The organism is Streptomyces sp. JHA26 (assembly GCF_002005565.1).
GTDB lineage: Bacteria > Actinomycetota > Actinomycetes > Streptomycetales > Streptomycetaceae > Streptomyces.
In genome coordinates this window covers 89,181-111,145 of sequence record NZ_BDJC01000016.1, presented here as the reverse complement: position 1 = coordinate 111,145, position 21,965 = coordinate 89,181, and the positions used below count along the sequence as shown (strand labels likewise).

The 21,965-nt window shown below is 71.3% G+C and carries 15 protein-coding genes; 7 read left to right on the top strand and 8 right to left on the bottom strand.

Going from position 1 to position 21,965, the window contains the following annotated elements:
- Positions 1-12: 12 nt before the first annotated feature.
- On the bottom strand, positions 13-519 hold the full coding sequence (locus tag JHAT_RS13125; RefSeq protein ID WP_077798298.1) for a VOC family protein: 507 nt from the start codon (positions 517-519) through the stop codon (positions 13-15).
- A gap of 223 nt (positions 520-742) precedes the next feature.
- On the opposite strand from JHAT_RS13125, the gene JHAT_RS34360 reads away from it, so the two are divergent.
- Positions 743-1,207, top strand: coding sequence for a hypothetical protein (locus tag JHAT_RS34360; RefSeq protein WP_143660423.1), 465 nt, complete (start codon positions 743-745; stop codon positions 1,205-1,207).
- On the opposite strand, the gene JHAT_RS13115 is transcribed toward JHAT_RS34360, so the two are convergent.
- Both JHAT_RS13115 and JHAT_RS13110 read right to left on the bottom strand, forming a co-directional pair.
- Positions 1,137-2,462, bottom strand: coding sequence for a class I SAM-dependent methyltransferase (locus JHAT_RS13115; RefSeq protein WP_077798296.1), 1,326 nt, complete (start codon positions 2,460-2,462; stop codon positions 1,137-1,139). The genes JHAT_RS34360 and JHAT_RS13115 overlap by 71 nt on opposite strands.
- The gene (locus JHAT_RS13110) at positions 2,459-3,091 is read right to left on the bottom strand and encodes a dTDP-4-dehydrorhamnose 3,5-epimerase family protein (RefSeq protein WP_216353431.1); all 633 of its coding nucleotides are present in this window, start codon (positions 3,089-3,091) and stop codon (positions 2,459-2,461) included. The genes JHAT_RS13115 and JHAT_RS13110 overlap by 4 nt, the downstream gene beginning before the upstream one ends.
- 201 nt (positions 3,092-3,292) lie before the next feature.
- Between JHAT_RS13110 and JHAT_RS13105 the strand changes: the two genes are divergently transcribed.
- From JHAT_RS13105 to JHAT_RS13095, 3 genes are all read left to right on the top strand, one after another.
- Positions 3,293-3,907: a Type 1 glutamine amidotransferase-like domain-containing protein gene (locus JHAT_RS13105; protein WP_077798295.1), complete on the top strand. Its 615-nt coding sequence runs from the start codon at positions 3,293-3,295 to the stop codon at positions 3,905-3,907.
- Positions 3,908-3,938: 31 nt separating this feature from the next.
- A complete protein-coding gene (locus JHAT_RS13100) occupies positions 3,939-4,709 on the top strand; it encodes an SDR family NAD(P)-dependent oxidoreductase (protein ID WP_171990875.1) in 771 nt (256 codons plus the stop codon).
- A 111-nt stretch (positions 4,710-4,820) separates the two neighbouring features.
- The gene (locus JHAT_RS13095) at positions 4,821-7,694 is read left to right on the top strand and encodes an SUMF1/EgtB/PvdO family nonheme iron enzyme (RefSeq protein ID WP_077798293.1); all 2,874 of its coding nucleotides are present in this window, start codon (positions 4,821-4,823) and stop codon (positions 7,692-7,694) included.
- A gap of 312 nt (positions 7,695-8,006) precedes the next feature.
- Here the strand turns inward: JHAT_RS13095 and JHAT_RS13090 are convergent, their stop codons facing one another.
- The 4 genes from JHAT_RS13090 to JHAT_RS13075 form a co-directional block, all read right to left on the bottom strand.
- Positions 8,007-9,065: a type III polyketide synthase gene (locus JHAT_RS13090; RefSeq protein WP_077798292.1), complete on the bottom strand. Its 1,059-nt coding sequence runs from the start codon at positions 9,063-9,065 to the stop codon at positions 8,007-8,009.
- Between the two features lie 448 nt (positions 9,066-9,513).
- Positions 9,514-10,716 (bottom strand): cytochrome P450, encoded by a 1,203-nt coding sequence (locus tag JHAT_RS13085; RefSeq protein ID WP_077798291.1) that lies wholly within the window; start codon positions 10,714-10,716, stop codon positions 9,514-9,516.
- A 301-nt stretch (positions 10,717-11,017) separates the two neighbouring features.
- The gene (gene pntB / locus JHAT_RS13080) at positions 11,018-12,487 is read right to left on the bottom strand and encodes a Re/Si-specific NAD(P)(+) transhydrogenase subunit beta (protein ID WP_171990874.1); all 1,470 of its coding nucleotides are present in this window, start codon (positions 12,485-12,487) and stop codon (positions 11,018-11,020) included.
- Positions 12,488-12,492: 5 nt separating this feature from the next.
- Positions 12,493-14,058 carry a Re/Si-specific NAD(P)(+) transhydrogenase subunit alpha gene (locus JHAT_RS13075; RefSeq protein WP_077798290.1) on the bottom strand — a complete coding sequence of 522 codons (1,566 nt, stop codon included), beginning with the start codon at positions 14,056-14,058 and terminating at the stop codon, positions 12,493-12,495.
- 486 nt (positions 14,059-14,544) lie between these two features.
- Between JHAT_RS13075 and JHAT_RS13070 the strand changes: the two genes are divergently transcribed.
- Positions 14,545-16,329, top strand: a complete 1,785-nt coding sequence (locus tag JHAT_RS13070; protein ID WP_077798289.1) for a SpoIIE family protein phosphatase — start codon at positions 14,545-14,547, stop codon at positions 16,327-16,329.
- Between the two features lie 15 nt (positions 16,330-16,344).
- Here the strand turns inward: JHAT_RS13070 and JHAT_RS13065 are convergent, their stop codons facing one another.
- Positions 16,345-18,219, bottom strand: coding sequence for an ABC transporter ATP-binding protein (locus JHAT_RS13065; protein ID WP_077798318.1), 1,875 nt, complete (start codon positions 18,217-18,219; stop codon positions 16,345-16,347).
- A 289-nt stretch (positions 18,220-18,508) separates the two neighbouring features.
- On the opposite strand from JHAT_RS13065, the gene JHAT_RS13060 reads away from it, so the two are divergent.
- Both JHAT_RS13060 and JHAT_RS13055 read left to right on the top strand, forming a co-directional pair.
- Positions 18,509-19,588, top strand: a complete 1,080-nt coding sequence (locus JHAT_RS13060) for a mechanosensitive ion channel family protein (RefSeq protein WP_171990873.1) — start codon at positions 18,509-18,511, stop codon at positions 19,586-19,588.
- A gap of 129 nt (positions 19,589-19,717) precedes the next feature.
- Complete coding sequence (locus JHAT_RS13055; protein ID WP_077798288.1) at positions 19,718-21,937, top strand: NADP-dependent isocitrate dehydrogenase; 2,220 nt, start codon at positions 19,718-19,720, stop codon at positions 21,935-21,937.
- Positions 21,938-21,965 lie beyond the last annotated feature (28 nt).

Here is a 21,965-nt window from a genome sequence, read left to right as displayed (position 1 = left end):
CCGCGGCGGTGGTCAGGGCAGGTGGCCGGTGTCGTGCAACCAGCGCGGCGACTCGATGAGTTCCACCCGTACGCCCTCGGGTCCGAGAACAAGGACGACCTTGCCGCCGCGGATGGGACCGATGGTCGGCACGACCGGGTCGGAGAGCAGCTCGAACCCGGCTTCCCTGACCCGTCGGCACATGGCGTCGACGTCGGACACGGCGAGGGCGAGGTGGGCGGTGCCGGGCGCCGCGTGGCGTGCCTCCGCGGCCTGGACGGAGACGTGTCCGAAGTGCACGAGTTCCACGGCGAACGTGGAGCCGGCGACGCGCAGTACGGCCGCTTCCATCGTGTACTCGGGGTCGGCCAGCAGCGTTCCGAGGTAGGGCGCGCGAGGTGCCCAGCGGAAGGCGAGTTCCAGTCCGAGGACGTCCACGAAGAACGGAAGAGCCGCGTCGACGGACGTGACGTGGATGCCGATGTGGTGCGGTGCCACCACTCTCGGGGTGGACCGTTCGCCGGGTTGCTCCACCACCATGGCTCTCCCCCATGAGCATGACAGTCATGCGACAGCTTTCGTCAGGCTAGTGGAGGCTTCCCGCTCTGTCGACGGCCCCGCACGCGGTACCGCGTCCCGGGCCCGCCCGCGGCCGCGCATCCGTCGACTGGCGTGTCCCATCTACGCCTGTCACGGCATCGCCGCGTCCGGTGCGCCGCCCCTAGACTTCGACAGTCATGCGGAAACGGTGGAGGGAGCGACCGTGGTGTCGGACGATCGCCGGCAACCCCAGCAGTTGAACACCGGTGGCGGAGCCTATGTGGGCGGCGGGGTCGACACCGGCGGCGGTGACTTCGTGGGCAAGGACAGCATCAAGTCGGTCGTCCACGGCTCGGTGGGCCGTCTGTCCGTCGGCAAGAACGAGGCGGGGGCGTCCGGAGGTCCGGACGACGTCTCCGTCGCCGGGTTCCAGGAGGCGCTGGCGGACTTCTTGGAACAACTGGAGCAGGCGGAGTTGAGTCCCGGCCTCAAGCGATCCGTGGTCGAGGACGTCGAGACCGTCACCTCGCAGACCCAGGAGGACGAACCGGATCCGGATCTGATCCTCCACAAGGTGAGTTCGATCAGTCAGTTGCTCGGAGGCATGGCCGAGACGGTCACATCGCTGACGGGTCTGGCCGATGTCGCGCACCGACTCGTCGAATGGGCCACTCAGTTGTTCCGCTGATCGCCGGCCTCGGCTCGCGGCGGCCGGGGGTCGTCAGCACGGTGAGTTCGGGCACCGCCACCACGAACGCCGTCCCCGCGACCGCCGACGCCTCCAGCTGGGCGATCACTTCGTCGGCCAGGTTCCAGGGCAGGACGAGAAGGTAGTCCCAGTCACCTGCCACGAGGGACGTGTGCGGCCGGACCGGGATGTGACTTCCCGGCAGGTGCTTTCCCTGCTTGGACGGGGCCGCGTCGAAGACGACGGGCAGCAGGTCGGGGCGCACGCCGGCGAAGTTCAGCAGCGTGGTGCCCTTCGCCGCGGCACCGTAGGCCGCGACCCGTGCTCCTCGACGTCTCGCCTCGAGCAGGAAGTGCAGCAGGTCGTCCTTGATCCTCTCGGCTCTGCGCTGGAGTCGTGTGTAGGTCTCGCGCTCCGCCAGGCCCGCCTCCGCCTCTGCCCGCAGGAGCCGGTGCACGCGGGGGGAGACGGGCCGGCCCGCATCGTGGTGCTGCGCGTGGATCCGCAGGCTGCCGCCGTGTGTGGTCAGCCGTTCCACGTCGAAGACCTCGAGCCCGGCCCGCTCCAGCACATGACGGGCGGACCTCAGCGACAGGTAGGAGTAGTGCTCGTGGTAGATCGTGTCGAACTGCGCGTGGTGCAGCAGGTTGAGCACGTGCGGGAATTCGAGGGTCGCCACACCGTGCGGTTTCATGAGGGTGCCGAGCCCTGCGGCGAAGCCGTTGATGTCCGGTACGTGGGCGAAGACGTTGTTGGCGACGACGAGGTCGGCGAGACCTCGCCGTGCTGCGATCTCGACGGCCAGCCGGGCCGAGAAGAACTCCTCGACGACCTCCGTTCCGGCCGCACGTGCGATCCGGGCGGCCTCGGTGGCCGGTTCGACGCCCAGGCCGGGAATCCCGCGTGCCGCGAAGAGCCCGAGGAGGTGCCCGTCGTTGCACCCGATCTCCACGACCCGGGACCGCGCGTCCAGGCCCAGCCCCGCAACGGCCGCATCGGCGAACTCCGCCACGTGGGCGAGCCAGGAACGCGACGTCCCGGACCGGTACGCGTAGTCGGGGGTGAAGAGCAGCTGCGGATCGGAGTGGTCCTCCAGTTGGAACAGTGTGCACACGGTGCAGAAGCGTGCGCGCAGCGGCAGGTGGATCTCGGGCTCGCCGAGCCGGGCGGTCGGCAGGTAGGCGTTGGAGGGCGGCGCGAAGCCCAGGTCGAGCACCGGATCGTCCAGCGCGGACGTGCAGGACCTGCACTTCATGGCATCACACCCGTGAACCGAGGACCGAGGGGAGGAAAGGAACCGTCCCGCTCCGACAGCCGGTCGACCGGCAGCGGCCACGTCACGCCGAGCCGCTCGTCCTCCGCGTGGATTCCGCGCTCGTCCCGCGGTGCGTACGCGGTGCTGTGGAGGTACACGACCGACGCATGGTCGGACATCGCCTGGAACCCGTGGGCGAAGCCCGGTGGCAGGAGCATGCTGTTCAGTTCGTCCGCGCTGAGCGTTCGCGCACACCAGGCGAGGAAGGTCGGCGATCCGGCGCGGAGGTCGACGGCCACGTCCCAGACCTCGCCTCGGACGCAGGTGACGAGCTTGGCCTCCGCGCTGGGCGGCACCTGGTAGTGAAGGCCACGGACAGTTCCCGCACGGGTGGTCTCCGAGAAGTTCACCTGGGCGACCGGCCACCGCCAGCCGGCGGTGCGCAGGTCGCCACCGTCGAAGATCCGCGCGAACCTGCCCCGCGCGTCCTCCCGCGGAGTCCGCGCGACCTCCACGAGACCATCCAGCTCCGTGCGACGGAAGGCCATCACGTCCTCGATGAAAGCATCCGCCGACGCCACCGGCAAGCAGTTCCGATTTTCCTGACACTCAGTCAAATCTTCTTTCACAGCGCCTTGTTGCACTCCAGAAGGTACCCTTGCGGTGGCTCGGACCCACTCGTACACCAAAGCCCCGACCGGGAGAAGGCAGTTGCGGGTGCAGCCACCCGCACGGGCGACAAAGCCTCTCGAACCGGAACCAGCGGGCCATACTGTCCATGCCCGACGGTGCGTCAGCTCGCATTCCGCGAGGGGGAGGAAATACCCGTCATGCTGTTGTTCCTGACTTCGATCGCCTGCGAGGTGATGGACCGGATCGCGGACGGGATGGACCGTGACCCGCACGACTCGAAGGTGGCTTTCATCCCCACGGCCTCCCGCCCCTCCCAGAACAAGGAGGGCACCGAGAAGGACCGCGAAAAGCTCAGGAGCCTCGGTTTCCAGGTCACCGACGTGGACATCGCGGCAACCCCCCGCGAGGACATCCAGCGGGCCCTCAAGAGGGCCGACATCATCTTCGTCGGTGGGGGAAACACCTTCTACCTGCTGCAGGAGGCACGCCGGAGCGGATTCGACACGATGCTCCGCGAGTCGATCGAAGCCGGCACCCCGTACATCGGTTCGAGCGCGGGCTCGGTCCTGCTGGGTCCCACCGTCGAGCCCATCAAGATGATGGACGATCCGAAGGAGGCTCCGGAACTCGACTCGTACGACGGGCTGGGGCTCGTCGACTTCGTCCCCCTCGTTCATTACGGGAACGAGGAGTTCGTCGAGGAGTACCGGACGGCCCTGGCCGGTCTGTACGCGGCCGGTCCGAGGTTCGTCCTCGTCCGTGACCACGAATTCCTGACCGTTCGCGGCGATCACTGGCGGATCGACGGATGAAAACCGGGGAAGACGAGGGCGGGGAGTGGATGTGCCGCACCGACTGGCCGGCAAGGTCGCTCTGGTCACCGGGGGCTCCCGGGGGATCGGCCGGGCGACAGCGCTGACGTTCGCCCGTGAGGGCGCCACGGTGGTGGTCAACTACGTCCGGCACGAGGCTGCCGCACGCCGGGTCGCCGAGGAGATCACGCGGTCCGGGGGCAGTGCGACGGTCGTGGCCGCCGACGTCGCGAACCCCGCCGAGGTGTCCTCCATGTTCGGTGTCGTCGAGGAGCGGTTCGGCAGGCTCGACATCCTCGTCAACAACGCCGGCCTCTGGGAGCCGGGGCAGGGCGTGACCATGGACGGAGCGCTGCTGGACGGTCTCTGGTCGGTGAACCTCAAAGGCTCCGTCCACTGTGCGCAGGCGGCGGCCGGGCTGATGCGCCGCCACGGTTACGGCCGTATCGTGAACGTGGCCTCGGTGGCGGGACTCGGGATGGCCACGGCGGACAACACTCCGTATTCCCTGACCAAAGCCGCACTCGTCGCGCTGACCAAACGTCTGGCCCTCGAGCTGGGCCCCGCGGTCACCGTCAACGCCGTGTGCCCCGGCCTGATCGTCACCGACATGATGGACGGGGACGACGCGCACACCACGACGTCCGGGATCGTGGACCGGACGATCCTGAAACGCGCCGGCAGTCCGGACGAGGTGGCCCATGCCATCCTGTTCCTCGCCAGCGAAGAGGCGAGCTTCGTGACCGCGCAGGCGCTGACCGTGGACGGGGGCCGCACCGACTTCGTGTCCCGCTCGGGCTGAGCAGAACCCTTTACAGCGACGCCGAACGGTGGCACACCTACAGACAGCGAGCCCCCGCCCGGCGACCTGACGGAACGAGCGGTACGTCTCCGCACAGAGGATTGCGCGATCATGTCCGAACCTGAATCGATCTCGACCGAAGGCGGCGCGGTGGTCCACGGCGACCTGGGCACCGGCACCTTCATCGGGCGGGACCAGATCGTCGTTCTGTCCGGCTACTCACAGGCCCAACTGGAACAGGCTCTCGCGGGCATGGTCCGTATGCTCCGGCAGCCCGACACCTCGATCCACTTCGCGGGCGACGAGAACCGGCGAACGATGTCGCTCACCGGCGAGGACGCCCGGGCGACGGTGTCGCTCGAAGCCGCCACGGCCCTGTCGTCCATGGTTGCCCGTGATCAGTCGTCCTACCTGGCGTCCATGATCGTCAGCCCGGTGCTGCGTCGCTGGGGCACCCGGTTCGTCCCGCTCTCCGGCACCCTGACGGTCGTCCAGGACCCGTCCGGGATACTGGAGGTGCACCCGGAGTTCAGCATTCTCCACGCCCGCGGCGAGGGGGCGGAGCGACGGGTCTTCCGCGAGCGGGTGCCCGACATCTCCACCGTCGCCCGCCGGTACGACACCTTCGTCGTCCTGGGGGAACCGGGCGCGGGCAAGACCACCGTGCTGTGCAAGCTGGCGCTGGAGGCGGCCGAGACACGTCTGCGCACGGGCACCGGCCGGTTGCCGCTGCTGGTCTCCCTGGCCGACTACCGCGACTGCGCGGACCCCTACGCCTTCGTGGTCGATCAGGCGCGGCAGCGGCTCGGCGACTCCGTGTCCGTGCGGGATCTGCTGGCACGCGGGGAACTGCTTCTGCTGGTCGACTCCCTCAACGAGATGCCGCGGACGGGTGATCAGGAGTTCCGGGGCAGAATCCGCGCCTGGCGGGACTTCGTCAACCGGTGGCCCGAGAACCAGTTCATCTTCTCCTGCCGGCAACGGGACTACTCCGAGCCGCTGGGAGTCCAGCAGGTGGAGATCGATCCCCTGGACGACGCCCGGATCCGGTTGTTCCTGGAGCAGTACCTGGGCGAGGAATCCGCCGAGACCTTCTGGACGCGGATCACGGCGGGACGCGACAACCTCGTCAGCCTGGCCCGCAATCCCTACCTGCTCACCATGCTCACCGCGATCTACCTGTTCGAGGGAGACCTGCCCACCAACCGGGCCCTGCTGTTCACCAACTTCATCGAGGTGCTGTTCCGGAGGGAGTCCGGCAAGGGCCACACCGACTGGCCTCCCCAGACGGTGCTGTTCACGGCACTGGCGCAACTCGCCTGGTCCATGCTGGCCAGCGGTGAGGGAACGAAGCTCTCCTACTCGGCCATGGCACGGCTGCTCAGGCACCAGGTGGACGTCCCGCTGGGCAGCGGCTACACGCCGTACGACGTGATAATCCAACTGGGCCTGGCGACAAGCCTCCTCGAGTCCCACTCCGGGGCCGAGGGCGAGGAGGAGATCTTCTTCTACCACCACCTGCTCCAGGAGGCCATGGCCGCACGCGAGATGCTGCGCCGCTGGCGGTCGGGGCAGGACCTGAGGCCACAGGTGGCCGTCCCCCGGCTGACCGTGGACATGCCGGACGCCGGGCCGCTCGGACCGAACGAGCCGCTGCCTCCCCCACCGTCGAGCGGATGGGAGGAGACGACCGTCCTCGCAGCCGGTCTGGCGGAGGACCCCACCGCGTTCATCGAGTCGGTGCGCACGGTCAACCCGGTCCTCGCCGCCCGGTGCGTCCTGGAGGCGGGCGTCACGACCACGGAGTCCTTGCGCTCGCTGCTGGTGGCGGATCTGCGGCGGGAGATGTCCGATCCCGCCGTGCACCTCAGAGCCCGGATCTCGGCGGGGAACGTACTGGGAGAACTGGGCGACGACCGGTTCGAGGAACTGACCGTCGAGGAGCGGCCCGTGCGCCTCGGACCGCTCGTCGGCGTCCCCGGCGGCAAGGTCCGCATCGGAAGCACCGGACGGGTCACCCGGCGGCTCTCCCGCGACGGGCACGGTTTCGGGAAGGAGGAGGAGCCTCGGCACTCGGTCCGCCTCGCGGCCTACCGCATCGGCGTCCACCCCGTGACGAACGGGGAGTACCACCGGTTCGTGCAGGACGACGGCTACCGGAAGTTCGGCTGCTGGACGGAGGCCGGCCGCGCCTGGCTGCGGGGCGAGAACCCCGGAGGCGGCCCGGAAGCGGAGTTCCTCAACCTGCGCCGCCATCTGAGCGTCGACCCCAGCACCATGACGCGCTGGCAACGGGCGCCGGGTGCCTCCAAGGAGATCTCGGGCTGGCGGGCCCTGGTCTCCGAGTCGGACGAGCGGGCGATCGTGGAACTGGAGGAGTACTACGCGAGGAGGTCGAGAACCCAGCCGGCCTTCTGGGAGGACGAGCGGTACGGCCGGCCGAACCATCCGGTGGTGGGGGTGACGTGGTACGAGGCGACGGCCTACTGCGCCTGGCTCACCGTCCAGCTGAAGCTGGCGGGTCGGCTGGACCGGAACCACACCGTCCGGCTCGCGACCGAGGCCGAATGGGAGCACGCGGCGAAGGGACACGGCTCGTCCGCCTACCCGTGGGGCCGGAAGGCGGGGTCCCAGTACGCCAACACGCGCGAAGGCCAGGTCCTCGGACCGACCCCGGTCGGGGTCTACGCGGTGACACGGTCGCCGTTCGGCTGCGCGGACATGTCCGGGAACGTGTGGGAATGGACCCACAGTCTGCACCGTCCCTACCCGTACGACCCGGCCGACGGGCGGGAGGACGAGAACGGCCAGGGATGTCGCGTCGTCCGGGGCACCTCCTGGATCGATCCGCAGCTCTACGGGCGCTGCGCCTACCGGGGGCGCCATCCACCGGACTTCTTCGACTACGACCAGGGATTCCGTCTGGTCGTCGCGGAAGGTCCGGTGTCCTCCGCCACCGCCTCCGAAGGCACACCGGTGCGCTGACGACCGGGAGCGGCGGAGGATCCGGTCACGGACCTCCGCCCCGCGCCCGGGTCGTCCGCTTCGGTCCGACGACGGTCGCGACGGCGCGCGGCCGGGTGGCCGCCGTGCCGTCGGCGGTGGTCCCGCCGGCGCGCACGGTGCCGCCGGTCCGCCGGGCTGTGCGGGCAGGCGCCCGGGGCGCCTGCCCGCCGAAGTCACCCGGCCCCGTCCTCGGCGGTCGCCCGCAGACGGCCGCCGGGGGCCTCGTCCGGGCCGGGGCCCCCGCCGACGCCGCGGAGTGGCGGTGATGCGTGTCTCCCCGGCCGGCGGACGTCAGGATTCGGACTCCGAGGTCCAGGTGCCCAGCGCCATCTCGGCGGTGATGCCGGGTCCGAAGCCGGCCATGAGGCCGCGGTGGCCATCGAGGGCCGACGCCTCGTCGAACATGCGGGCCAGGGCGTCGAGTACCACCGCGCTGGCTATGTTGCCGTACTCGGTGAGAGTGGCGCGGCTGAAGCGGAACGCCTCGGGCGGCACGTCGAGGAAGAGGCTCAGGTCGTCCAGGATGCGCGGGCCGCCCGCGTGGATGATGTAGAAGTCCATCTTGCTGGCGTTCCACTGGTGCTGTTCCGCGAGGGCCTGCAGAGCCGGGGCGAGCGGCTCCATGGTCCCGGGCACGCGCTTGTCGAGCTGGAAGTGGAAGCCCGTGGAACGGACCGCGTAGGAGATCCACTCCTCGGTGCCCGGGATGACGTACGAGCCGTTGCGCTCCAGGCGGACTCCGGTGCCGCCGTTGCCCCGGACCACGACCGCGGCGATCCCGTCACCGAACAGTCCGTTGGACAGCAGGGACCCCACGCCGAGGTCGGTGGGCTGGTAGCACAGCGAGCAGAACTCGCAGGCGACGACGAGCGCGTTGGCGTCGGGGTACGCCGTACAGAAGTCGTGCGCCCGGTTGATGGCCGCGCCACCCGCCGCGCAGCCGAGTTGGGCGATGGGCAGCTGCCTGGTCTCCGGCCGGAAGCCCATTGTGTCGATGAGCCATGCGGTCGGCGGAGGCATCATGAAGCCGGTGCAGGACACGTAGACGATCATGTCGATCTGCTGCGGCTCCAGTTCCGCCTGGGCGAGGGCCCGGCGCACCACGGCCGGCACGCGGGCCTTGGTGTGCTCCTCGTAGGTGGCGCTGCGGGCGTCGACGCCCGGGTGCTGCAGCACCTTCTCTATGGGCTGGATCAGGTGCCGCTTCCGTACGCCTGTGTGTTCGATGAGCTTGAGGGCCAGTTCGAGCTGCGGGTGGTCGCCGTGCAGCCGTTGCGCCAGTTCGAGTGTTTCCTCGTTGGTGATGACGTACTCGGGCACTTCGATCGCCGGCTTGCAGAGAACCGCCATGGAATGCCTCCCAGCGGACGTGGTCCACACGGCCGGACCGTGGCCGGATGCGGGCGGTTCGCCTTCCGGTGGTAGCCGCAGAGATGCGTTCCGCACGGAAAACGGTGCGGAACGCATCGCGGGCGGGCTCCGTTGCCGGATGCGATGCCCCTGGCACGGCGCGGTCGGGGTGGACCGTCGAAGACTGAGTTCTCCCCGTTCGGACGGAAGGTGTTCCGCCACGGCCTGGTCAGCCGTCTGATCCACGTTACGACGGGAGGGTGAGGGCCGCATGTCAGCGGAGCATCCGACGGGAGGGGCCGGAGCACGGCGGCCGTGTCCCTGCCGTCGGCGTGTTGTCGACGACGGCGTCGTTCCCGGCCGGCCGGGTCGACGGTCCGTTACCCGGGGCGTCCCGTGTCCCGCCGGGGGGCGTGCTCCGCGGCGGGGCGCGGCCCAGGGGCTGCGGTCACCAGGTGACGGGCAGGGCGAGCGGATAGCGCCAGATCGACGTCTTGTTCCAGCGCACCTCCTCGGCCGGCTTCGCCAGTTCCAGGTCGGGGAAGCGCTCCAGGAGCGTTCCCATCGCGACCTGGAGTTCCGTGGTGGCGAGCGGGGCACCCAGACAGTGGTGGCCGCCCCAGCCGAAGGTCATGTGGGACGGACCGGAGCGTTTCAGGTCCAGCTCGTCGGGCCGGTCGAACTTCCGTCCGTCACGGTTGGCCGTCAGGTAGGAGACGTGCACGATGTCCCCCGCCTTGATCGTCACCCCGCTCAACGTCACGTCCTCCAGGGCGACGCGGGGAATGCCGACGCCTTTGCGGAAGGGGATGAAGCGCAGCAGTTCCTCGATGGCCTGCGGGAGCATCCCCGGGTCGGCGCGCAGCATGGCGAGCTCTTCGGGGCGGGTGAGCAGGGTGTAGGCGATGTTCCCGATCTGGTAGGTGGTGGTGTCCTGCCCGGTGATGAGGAGGACCATGGCCATGACGGTCAGCTCCTGGTCGTCGAGGAGTTCGTCCCCGTCGCGAGCCGTGGCCAGCGCGCTGATCAGGTCGTCACCGGGGTTCTCGCGCCGGTGCCGGGTCAACGTCTGGAAGTAGGCGCGGAGATCGGCCTTGGCCCGTACGGCGTTGTCCCGGTTGCCGACGCCGGTGTCCATCATGGTCCGTGCGTGGGAGCGCAGTCGGGCCCGGTCGGCCTCGGGGATGTCGAGGACCTCGCAGATGGTGGCCAGGGGCAGCGGGTCGGCCAGGTGCTCGACGAGGTCCGCGGGAGAGCCGCGTTCCGCCATGCGGTCGAGCAGTTCGTCCACGACGTGCTGGGTGCGGACCCGCATGCGTTCCATGTGACGGGGCGCGAAGCCCTTGGAGATCAGGCTGCGCAGGCGGCTGCTGGCCGGCGGGTCCATCACGTTGATCGCCTCGTCCTGAACGATGGGTTCAGGGGTCATGCGCGGGAAGTCCCGGCCGACGACGGCACGGCGGCTGAAACGCCGGTCCGTGGTCACCGTGCGCACGTCGTCGTAGCCGGTGACGAGCCATGCGTCCCCCTCTCCGTGGGGCAGCCGGATGCGGGAGACGGGCTCCTCCGTCATCAGGAGCCGGAGCGTGGGGTCGAACTCAAGGGCTTCGGCATAGTCGAACGGACAGTTCCGCGCGGCGACCGGTTCCATGCGTGGCTCCTGAGGGGAATGCGGTGGCGGGCCGATGGGGCGTGACGGGACATGGATGCCCGGTCGCCTGCGAAGGCACGCACCGTTCCGGCCGTTCGGCGTAACGTTCCGGCAGCGGTTCGTCCCCTGTGCCGGTGCTCGTCGCCGCCCTGCCGCACGGGGAACGGCCGAGGTCACCGAGTCTTTTCGGCGTCGTCCCCGAGAGTGGGGCCGCGCCGGTTCGGGGACGTGTCCCGGTGCCGAACGGCACGACGCGGGCGGCCGCCGGCCGGGCCGGTGGCCGCCCGTCCTCACGGCCGTGTCACCGGCGGGCCGGCGTGGCCCGACGCGTGGTGCCCCCGGCCGGTCCGTGACCGTCGTGCGTGCCGAGCGCGTGCAGGATCTCCTCGACGCTCTGCTTGGCGTCACCGAAGAGCATGCCGCTGTTCTCACGGAAGAACAGCGGGTTCTGCACGCCCGCGTAGCCGGAGGCCATGGAGCGCTTGAAGACGACGACCTGTTCCGCCTCCCAGACCCGCAGCACCGGCATGCCGGCGATCGGGCTGGCCGGGTCCTCGGCCGCGGCCGGGTTGACGGTGTCGTTCGCGCCGATGACCAGGACGACCGAGGTGTCCGCGAAGTCGTCGTTGATCTCATCCAGTTCCAGGACGATGTCGTAGGGCACCTTCGCCTCGGCCAGCAGCACGTTCATGTGCCCCGGCAGGCGCCCGGCCACCGGGTGGACGCCGAAGCGGACCTCGACGCCCCGCTCGCGCAGCCGTCGCGTCAGCTCCGCGACGGGGTGCTGGGCCTGGGCGACGGCCATGCCGTACCCGGGGGTGATGATCACCGAGCGGGCCCGGGCGAGCGTCCCGGCCACCTCCGCGGCCCGCACTCCGCGGTACTCGCCCTGCTCCTCCTGGCGCCCGGACGGCGTCTCGATGCCGAAGCCGCCCGCGATGACGGAGAGGAAGGACCGGTTCATCGCCCTGCACATGATGTAGGACAGGTAGGCGCCGGAGGAGCCGACCAGCGCGCCCGTGACGATGAGCAGGTTGTTGTCGAGCAGGAAGCCCGCCGCGGCCGCCGCCCAGCCCGAGTAGCTGTTCAGCATGGAGACGACGACGGGCATGTCGCCGCCGCCGATCGAGGCGACCAGGTGCCAGCCGAGGGCCAGTGCCAGCACGGTGACCGCGATCATCAGGGGGAGGTTCGGGCTGATCGTGAACCAGACGGTCAGCGCGACGAAGGCGCCGAGGGCGCCGACGTTCAGCGCGTTCTTGCCCGGCAGCATCAGCGGGCGGGACGCGATGCGCGCCGAGAGCTTCAGGAAGGCGACGATCGAGCCGGTGAAGGTGACGGCGCCGATGAAGACGCCGATGAACACCTCGGCGTGGTGGATGCCCAGCAGGTCGGCGCCGATCCGGGTCTGCGCGTCGCCGTGCGCCTCCACCTCCAGGTAGCTGTTCCAGCCCACCAGCACCGCGGCGAGGCCGACGAAGCTGTGCAGCACCGCGATGAGTTCGGGCATCTGCGTCATCTCGACGCGGCGGGCCCGCCACAGGCCGACGGCCGCGCCGAGCGCCGTCGCCAGCACGATCAGGGCCACCGCCCCGGCGGTGATGCTCTGCGCCGCCACCACGACCGTGGCGACCAGGGCGAGGGCCATGCCGGCGATGCCGTGGACGACGCCGGCGCGGGAGGTGCGGTGCTGGGACAGGCCGGCCAGGCTGAGGATGAACAGCAGGGCGGCCACCAGGTCGGCGGCGTGAGAGGCCGTCAGGGAGGTCATCCGGCTCAGCCTTTCGAGAACATGGACAGCATGCGGCGGGTGACGGCGAAACCTCCGAAGACGTTGATGCTCGCCAGCAGGATCGCCGCGAAGGACAGCGCGGTGACGATCCTGCTCTCGTGCCCGATCTGCAGCAGGGCGCCGATCACGACGATTCCGGAGATCGCGTTGGTCACCGACATCAGCGGTGTGTGCAGCGCGTGGTGCACCTTGCCGATGACGTAGTAGCCGATCACCACCGCCAGGGCGAACACGGTCAGGTTCTCGGCGAGTTGGGCCGGTGCGAAGGCCACGAGCAGGAACAGCGCGAGCATGCCGAGCCCGAGCGCGCCGAGGCGTGCCGCGGGGGACGGCCTCGGTCGCCGGGGCTCGGGCGGGGCGGGTTCGGCGGCGGGCCGCGCGGGCCCCGGGGCCGGTGCGGCCGAGACCGCCACGGGCGGCGGCGGCCAGGTGACCTCCCCGTCCCGCACGACGGTCACGGTCCGTTGCACGACGTCGTCGAAGTCGATCACCGGCTGCCCGTCCTTGCCGGGCGTGAGCAGTTTCAGCAGGTTCAGCAGGTTGGTGCCGAACAGCTGCGAGGCCTGGGCCGGCAGCCGGGAGGCGAGGTCGGTGTAGCCGATGAGGGTGACGCCGTTGTCGGTGACCACCGCGCGGCCCGGCACGGTGCCCTCGACGTTGCCGCCCTGGGCGGCGGCCATGTCGACGACGACGCTGCCCGGCTTCATGACGGCCACGTCCTCGGCCGTCAGCAGGCGCGGCGCCGGCCGGCCCGGGATCAGCGCGGTGGTGATCACGACGTCCACGTCCCGGGCCTGCTCGTGGTAGAGCTCGGCGGCGGCCCGGTCGTAGTCGGCGGAGGTCGCCCTGGCGTACCCGTCGGCGCTCGTCTCCTGGGCGACGTCCACCGGAAGGTACTCACCGCCGAGCGACGTGACCTGGTCCGCGACCTCGGGCCGCGGGTCGGTGGCCCGCACGATCGCGCCGAGGCTGGAGGCGGCGCCGATCGCCGCCAGGCCGGCCACGCCCGCGCCGGCCACGAGCACCTTCGCCGGCGGCACCTTGCCCGCCGCGGTGACCTGGCCGGTGAAGAAGCGGCCGAAGACGTGCGCGGCCTCGATGACCGCCCGGTACCCGGCGATGTTCGCCATCGACGACAGCACGTCCATCGACTGCGCCCGCGAGATGCGCGGCACCGCGTCCAGCGCCAGTGCGGTGACCCCGGCGTCGGCCAGTGCCCGCAGCAGCTCGGGCCGCTGTGCCGGGGCCAGCAGGGCGACCAGGGTGGTGCCCCGCCGCAGCCGGGCGACCTCCTCGTCGGAGGGGGAGGTCACCTTCAGGACGACGTCCGCGGTCCAGGCCTCGCCGATCTCGGCGCCGGCGTCGAGGTAGGACCGGTCGTCGAAGCCGGAGGCCGCTCCGGCCCCCGCCTCCACCACGACCTCGTAGCCGAGGCCGAGCATCTGACGGACCGTCGCGGGAGTCGCCGCGACGCGTGTCTCCCCGGTGGCGGACTCGGCCACCACGCCGATGCGCCGTGGTGGGTGGTGCGCGGATTCACGTGAAGCCATGTCTCGTGTTCTCCCCTCGGAGGGAAAGGTGACGGCGTGTCCGCGGTCACTGACTGCCCGTCGGCCCCCTCCCCGGGGGCGCAGGCCGTAGGAACCTACCCGCCGGAGCCGCCCCCGCAGACGCGTACGGCCGTGGCGCGTCTCACTCGACGGCCGCCGTACCGCCGTCCGGCGGCCCGGGCCGGGCGGACCGGGGCGCGCGGAGTGTCCGGCACGGCGGCGGGGCGGGCCGCCGAAGCCGTCCGGGACGACGGGGCCGGGGGGCCGGTCCGGGACGACGAGGCCGGGGGGCCGGGTGGCCGGTCCGGGGTCCGTCGGTGCCGTCGACGACGGAGGGGGCGAGTCCGCCCGCCGTCGGCCGGGGCGAGCCCCGCGCGGCCCCGGGCCGGCCCTCCGGCGGACGACGGGGTTTTCCCGCCCGGACAGGCGCGGTGGGCGGCAGGAGGGGCAGAATCGGTTGCAGGAGGCCGTGGGAGGAGGCGACGCGTGCGGGAAGGACAGTGGCCGCGTGGAGCGCGACGGCCTCCGAGCCCCCTCGCCCACGGGCACCGCGCGCTGCGGGCCGCGCTGCGGCCGGTCACCGAGGTGCTGGGCGCGCGCCGTCGGCTGGCCTGGCTGAACGAGGCCGGGATGCGCATCGGGACCACGCTCGACCTGCAGCGCACGGCGGAGGAGTTCTCCGGCTTCACCGTGCCCGAGCTGGCGGACGGCTGTGCGGTGGACCTGCTGGACTCGGTGCTGCGGTTCGAGGAGGGCGACCGGACGGGGGGACCGGAGGCTCCCCGGCTGAGGGCCGTGGCGGTCTCCGAGGTCCCCGGGCTGGACCTCGCCCCGGACCCGGTCGGCGAGGTCTCCCTGTACACCGCCCACCGGCTGGTGCGGACGTGCCTGGACACCAGGAAACCGGTTCTGGTCACCCGGCTGGAACAGTCCGACTTCGCCGCCGTCGCGCCCACTGCGCACGCCGCCGACCTCATGCGCCGCGCGGGCGTGCACTCCTATCTGGCGGTGCCGCTGATCGCCCGCGGGGTGCTGCTGGGACTCGCCGACTTCGTCCGGGCGGGCAGCCGGGCCCCGTTCACGCGCGCCGACGCGGCGCTCGCCATGGAGCTGGCGTCCAAGGCCGCCGTGTGCATCGACAACGCCCGGCTCTACGGGCGCGAGCGCGGGCACGTGGTCACGCTGCAACGGGCTCTGCTGCCCAGGTCCAGCCCGGCCACCCCCGGACTGGACGTGTCCTCGTGCTACACGCCGGCCGGTGATCCGGCCGGCGTGGGCGGCGACTGGTTCGACGTCGTGGCGCTGCCCAGCGGCCGTACCGCGCTGATGGTCGGCGACGTGATGGGGCGCGGGCTGGCCGCCGCGGCCACCATGGGCCGGCTGCGTACGGTGGCCCGCACCCTGATGGCGCTGGACATCGCGCCCGAGCGGCTGCTGGCCCGGCTGGACCTGGCCTCCCGCGACCTGGAGGAGGACCAGGTCGCCACCTGCCTGTGCGCGGTCTACGACCCGTGCGCCGGCGCCTTCCGCATCGCCAGCGCCGGTCACCCGCCGCCCCTGCTGACCGGGCCGGACGGCACGACGTCGTTCCTGGACGTGCCCGTCGGGGCGCCGCTGGGGACCGGGGTGATCCCGTACGACCCGGTCGACTGCCCCGTCGTGCCCGGGCGGGGGCGGCTGACGCTGTACACGGACGGGCTGATCAGGTCGCGCACCGCCGGTCTGGACGCGCAGCTGGAGCGGCTGCGCCGGGCGGTCGGCGCCACCGTGCCCGGGGACGGCGACGTGTGCCGGGCGGTCACCGGCCGCGTCGGCGGGGACCGGACCGACGACGCGATCGTGCTCGTGGCCGCCGTCCGGCCGCTCGGTCCCGGGGGCGACGCATACGCGTGCGCGCTGGAGCCGGACGGCACGGCCGCGGGGCAGGCCCGTACCGCGGTGCGCGAGCAATTGGAGAAGTGGGGTCTTGAGGACCTGGTCGACACGACGGAGCTGGTGGTCAGCGAGCTGGTCGGCAACGCCCTGCGCTACGGGAACGCCCCCGGTGAGCTGCGGCTGCTGCGGCACGAGCGGCTGTCGGTGGAGGTGTCCGACTCCGGGCCCGACCTGCCGCAGATCCAGCACGCCGACGTGAGCGACGAGAGCGGGCGCGGGCTTCAGCTGATCAACATGCTGTGCCGGCGCTGGGGTTCGTGCCGCACCGCCGACGGGAAGGTCGTCTGGGCCGAGCAGGACCTGCCGGCGCGGGCCGGGGCGCCCGGGCCGGCGTAGCCCCGGCGCCCCGCGTCACGCCGCCCTCTCGGCCGCGGGCCGGGCGAACTGGGTGCGGTGCAGCTCCGCGTACCGCCCGCCCGCGGCGAGGAGTTCGTCGTGGGTGCCGCGTTCCACGATGCGGCCCGCCTCGACGACCAGGATCTGGTCGGCCGCCCGGACCGTGGACAGCCGGTGGGCGATGACGATGGCCGTCCTGCCCTCCAGGGCCTCGCCGAGTGCTTCCTGGACGGCCGCCTCGGAGGTGTTGTCGAGGTGCGCGGTGGCCTCGTCGAGGATGACGACGCGCTGGCGGGCCAGCAGCAGCCGGGCGATGGTCATGCGCTGGCGTTCGCCGCCGGAGAGGCGGTAGCCGCGCTCGCCGACCACGGTGTCGAGGCCGTCGGGCAGGGACCGCACGAGGTCGTCGAGGCGGGCGCGGCGCAGCGCGTCCCACAGGTCGGCGTCGTCGGCGTCCGGGCGGGCCAGCAGCAGGTTGGCGCGGACGGTGTCGTGGAAGAGGTGGCCGTCCTGGGTGACCATGCCGAGGGTGTCGCGCAGGGACCGGGCGGTGAGGTCGCGGACGTCGACGCCGCCGATCCGCACGGCGCCGGCGTCGACGTCGTACAGGCGCGGCAGCAGCTGGGCGATGGTCGACTTGCCGGCGCCGGAGGAGCCGACGAGCGCGATCGTCCGGCCCGGTTCGGCGCGGAAGGACAGTCCGTGCAGGACCTCGTCGCCGCCGCGGGTGTCCAGGGAGGCGACTTCTTCGAGGGAGGCGAGGGAGACCTTGTCGGCGGAGGGGTAGCCGAAGCGGACGTCGTCGAACTCGACGGAGACGGGGCCGTCGGGGACGGGGCGGGCGTCGGGCTTCTCCGCGATGAGCGGGGTCAGGTCCAGCACCTCGAAGACCCGTTCGAAGCTGACGAGGGCGCTCATCACCTCGACGCGGGCCCCGGCGAGCGCGGTGAGCGGCGCGTACAGGCGGGTCAGCAGGAGCGCGAGGGCGACGACGGCGCCCGGGTCCAGGGTGCCGCGCAGGGCGAAGAAGCCGCCGAGGCCGTAGACGACGGCCAGCGCGAGGGCGGAGACCAGGGTGAGCGCGGTGATGAAGGCGGCCTGGGCGGTGGCGGTGCGCACGCCGATGTCCGCGACGCGGCGGGCGCGGGCGGCGAACTCCGCCGACTCCTCCTCCGGGCGGCCGAACAGCTTGACGAGCGTGGCGCCGGGCGCCGAGAAGCGTTCGGTCATCCGGGTGCCCATGGCGGCGTTCAGGGTGGCCGCCTCGCGCTGCATGCGGGCCATGCGGCGGCCCATGCGCCGGGCGGGGACCACGAACACCGGCAGCAGCACCAGCGCGATCAGGGTGATCTGCCAGGACAGGGTGAGCATGACGGCGAGGGTCAGCAGGAGGGTGACGAGGTTGCTGACCACCCCGGACAGGGTGTTGCTGAAGGCGCGCTGGGCGCCGATGACGTCGTTGTTGAGACGGGAGACCAGCGCTCCCGTGCGCGTCCGGGTGAAGAACGCGACCGGCATGCGCTGCACGTGGTCGAACACAGCCGTGCGCAGGTCGAGGATGAGTCCCTCGCCGAGCGTCGCCGACAGCCTGCGGGAGAGGATGCCGAGCGCCGCCTCCGCGACGGCGATCAGCGCGATCAGCAGGGCCAGGCGGACGACCGTGCCCTCGTCGCCGCCGGTCACGATGGCGTTCACGACCCGGCCGGCCAGCACGGGGGTGGCGACGGCGAGGAGGGCGGTCGCCACCCCGAGCAGCACGAACCAGGTGATGCGGCGGCGGTGCGGGCGGGCGAAGGCGCCGATGCGGCGCAGGGTGGCGCGGGCGAAGGGGCGGCGTTCCTGCTCGGCGTTCATCACGCTGTGCAGCTGGGTCCAGGCGGTGGTCTCCATGCTCATGAGGGGGACGGTACGACCTCAAGCTTCCTTGAGGTCAAGGACCGCGCCCCGGCCGGCCGGGGCGGTGGCCGAACGCCCCCCGCCGGTACGAACTGCCGTGCCGGATACGGCAGGATGAGCCCCCGCGCCGGTCGGACTCCCTTGCGGACCCTGCGGACCCTGCAGGCCTTGCGGACCGGTGCGATCGCGACATCACGGAATCGAGCAGGTGACAGGTGACGAGTAAGCACATCCGCCCGTCGGCGAGCGGCTTCGCCGCAGCCGTTCCCCTCGGAGGTGACCGATGACCGAGGACCTCACCGTGGACCACCTGGTGCCCGCCGGCATCGCGCTGGCCGCCGGGCTGCTGGGGGCGTTCCTGCTGCGCATGCTGCTGCGCTGGCTGGGACGGCACGCGGAGCGCACCCGCTGGAGCGGCGACGACGTGATCGTGGACGCGCTGCGCACGGTGGTGCCGTGGGCGGCGGTCACGGGCGGCGCGGCCGGTGCGGCGGCGGCGCTGCCGCTGACCCGGACGGTGCAGCACAACGTCAACCAGGTGCTGACCGTCCTGCTGATCTTCGTGGTGACGGTGTCGGCGGCCCGTGTGATCGCCGGACTGGTCCGGACGGTGACGACGTCCCGTTCCGGGGTGGCCGGGTCGGCGACGATCTTCGTCAACATCACCCGGGTGCTGGTGCTGGCGATCGGTTTCCTGGTGGTGCTGCAGACCCTCGGCATCTCCATCGCGCCGATGCTCACCGCCCTGGGCGTGGGCGGTCTGGCGGTCGCCCTGGCGTTGCAGGACACGCTCGCCAACCTCTTCGCGGGCATCCACATCCTCGCCTCGAAGACCGTGCAGCCGGGCGACTACATCCGGCTCAGCAGCGGCGAGGAGGGCTACGTCGAGGACATCAACTGGCGGCAGACCACCGTCCGCGCGCTCTCCAACAACCTGGTGGTGATCCCCAACGGGCAGCTCGCGAAGACGAACATGACCAACTTCATGCGTCCCGAGCAGAAGCTGACCATCCTGGTGCAGGCGGGCGTCGCCTACGACAGTGATCTGGAGCACGTGGAACGGGTCACGATCGAGGTGGTCGCCGAGGTGATGACGGAGATCACCGGGGCGGTGCCGGAGCACGAGCCGGCGGTGCGCTTCCACACCTTCGGCGACTCGCGGATCGGCTTCACCGTGATCCTCGGCGTCGGCGAGTTCAGCGACCAGTACCGGATCAAGCACGAGTTCATCAAGCGCCTGCACAGGCGCTACCGCGAGGAGGGCATCCGCATCCCGGCGCCCGCCCGGACGGTGGCGCTCCAGCAGGGGAGCGTGGTGATCCCGCAGCAGCGGGCGGGCGAGGACACCGTGCCGTCCGCCTGACCGGTCACCCGCTCGGCAGGGGTCGCGCGGCCGGACGGCCGGAATCTCCGCGCGACCCCTGTCGAGCCGGGGTCGATCACGAGATATCTTGATGTCGAGCAATGTTGCAGACGTGGAGCGGAGCACCCGGTGACTGACTCGACCATCATCTACACACACACTGACGAGGCCCCGGCCCTGGCGACCTACTCGTTCCTGCCGGTGATCCGGTCGTACGCCTCGCAGGCGGGTGTCTCCGTGGAGACCCGGGACATCTCGCTGGCCGGCCGGATCATCGCGCTGTTCCCGGAGTACCTCACCGAGGACCAGCGCATCCCGGACGCCCTCGCCGAGCTGGGCGAGCTGGCCAAGACGCCCGCCGCCAACATCATCAAGCTGCCGAACATCTCGGCGTCCATCCCCCAGCTCAAGGCCGCGATCGCCGAGCTGCAGGGCCAGGGCTACGCGCTGCCGGACTACCCGGACGACCCGAAGACCGACGAGGAGCGCGACGTCCGCGCCCGCTACGACAAGGTCAAGGGCTCCGCGGTCAACCCGGTCCTGCGCGAGGGCAACTCCGACCGCCGTGCCCCGGCCTCGGTGAAGAACTACGCCAAGACCCACCCGCACCGCATGGGCACCTGGACCCCCGAGTCGAAGACGAACGTCGCGACCATGGGCGAGAACGACTTCCGCTCCACCGAGAAGTCCGTGGTGATCGCCGAGGACGGCGCGCTGCGGATCGAGCTGGTCGGCGACGACGGCACCACCACGGTGCTGCGCGAGTCGGTGCCGGTGAAGAAGGACGAGGTCGTCGACGCCTCGGTGATGCGCGTCGCCGCGCTGCGCGAGTTCCTGACCGCGCAGGTCGCCCGCGCCAAGTCCGAGGGCGTCCTGTACTCGGTGCACCTGAAGGCCACGATGATGAAGGTCTCCGACCCGATCATCTTCGGTCACGTGGTCCGCGCCTTCTTCCCGAAGACGTTCGCGCAGTACGGCGAGACGCTCGCCAAGGCCGGTCTCACCCCGAACGACGGTCTGGGCGGCATCTACAAGGGCCTGGAGTCCCTGCCCGAGGGCGCCGAGATCAAGGCCTCCTTCGACGCCGAGCTCGCCGAGGGCCCGGAGCTGGCGATGGTCGACTCCGACAAGGGCATCACCAACCTGCACGTGCCCTCCGACGTCATCGTCGACGCCTCCATGCCGGCCATGATCCGCACCTCCGGCCACATGTGGGGCGCGGACGGCCAGGAGCACGACACGCTCGCCGTCATCCCGGACTCCTCCTACGCCGGCGTGTACCAGGCCGTCATCGAGGACTGCCGCGCCAACGGCGCCTACGACCCGTCGACGATGGGCTCCGTCCCGAACGTCGGCCTCATGGCGCAGAAGGCCGAGGAGTACGGCAGCCACGACAAGACCTTCGAGATCCCCACCACGGGCACGGTCCGCCTGGTCGACCAGAACGGCGACACCGTCCTGGAGCAGACGGTCTCCGCCGGCGACATCTTCCGCGCCTGCCAGACCAAGGACGCCCCGATCCGCGACTGGGTCAAGCTGGCCGTCACCCGCGCCCGCGCCACCGGCGACCCGGCCGTCTTCTGGCTGGACGAGGGCCGCGCCCACGACGCCAACCTGATCGCCAAGGTCAAGCAGTACCTGCCGGAGCACGACACCGAGGGCCTGGACATCAAGATCCTGTCCCCCGTGGAGGCGACCAAGCTGTCGGTGGAGCGCATCCGCCGCGGTGAGAACACCATCTCCGTCACCGGCAACGTGCTGCGCGACTACCTGACCGACCTGTTCCCGATCCTGGAGCTGGGCACCAGCGCCAAGATGCTGTCGGTCGTCCCGCTGATGGCGGGCGGCGGCCTGTTCGAGACGGGCGCCGGCGGCTCCGCGCCGAAGCACGTCCAGCAGCTGGTCAAGGAGAACTACCTGCGCTGGGACTCCCTGGGCGAGTTCTTCGCCCTGGTGCCGTCCCTCGAGCAGTACGCGGCCGCCACCGGCAACGGCGCCGCCAAGGTCCTCGCCGACACCCTCGACCGCGCCACGGCGACCTTCCTCGACGAGGACAAGTCCCCGACCCGTCGCGTCGGCGGCATCGACAACCGCGGCAGCCACTTCTACCTGTCCCTGTACTGGGCGCAGGAGCTGGCCAAGCAGACCGACGACGCGGACCTGGCCAAGGCCTTCGCCCCGCTCGCCGAGACGCTCGCCGCCAACGAGCAGAAGATCGTGGACGAGCTGAACTCCGTCCAGGGCAAGCCGGCCGACATCGGCGGCTACTACCAGCCCGACCCGGCCAAGGCCGCCGCGGTCATGCGCCCGTCGGCGACCTGGAACGAGGCGCTGGCGTCCCTCGCCTGATCCTCGCCGGCCCCACAGGGCTCCCGGG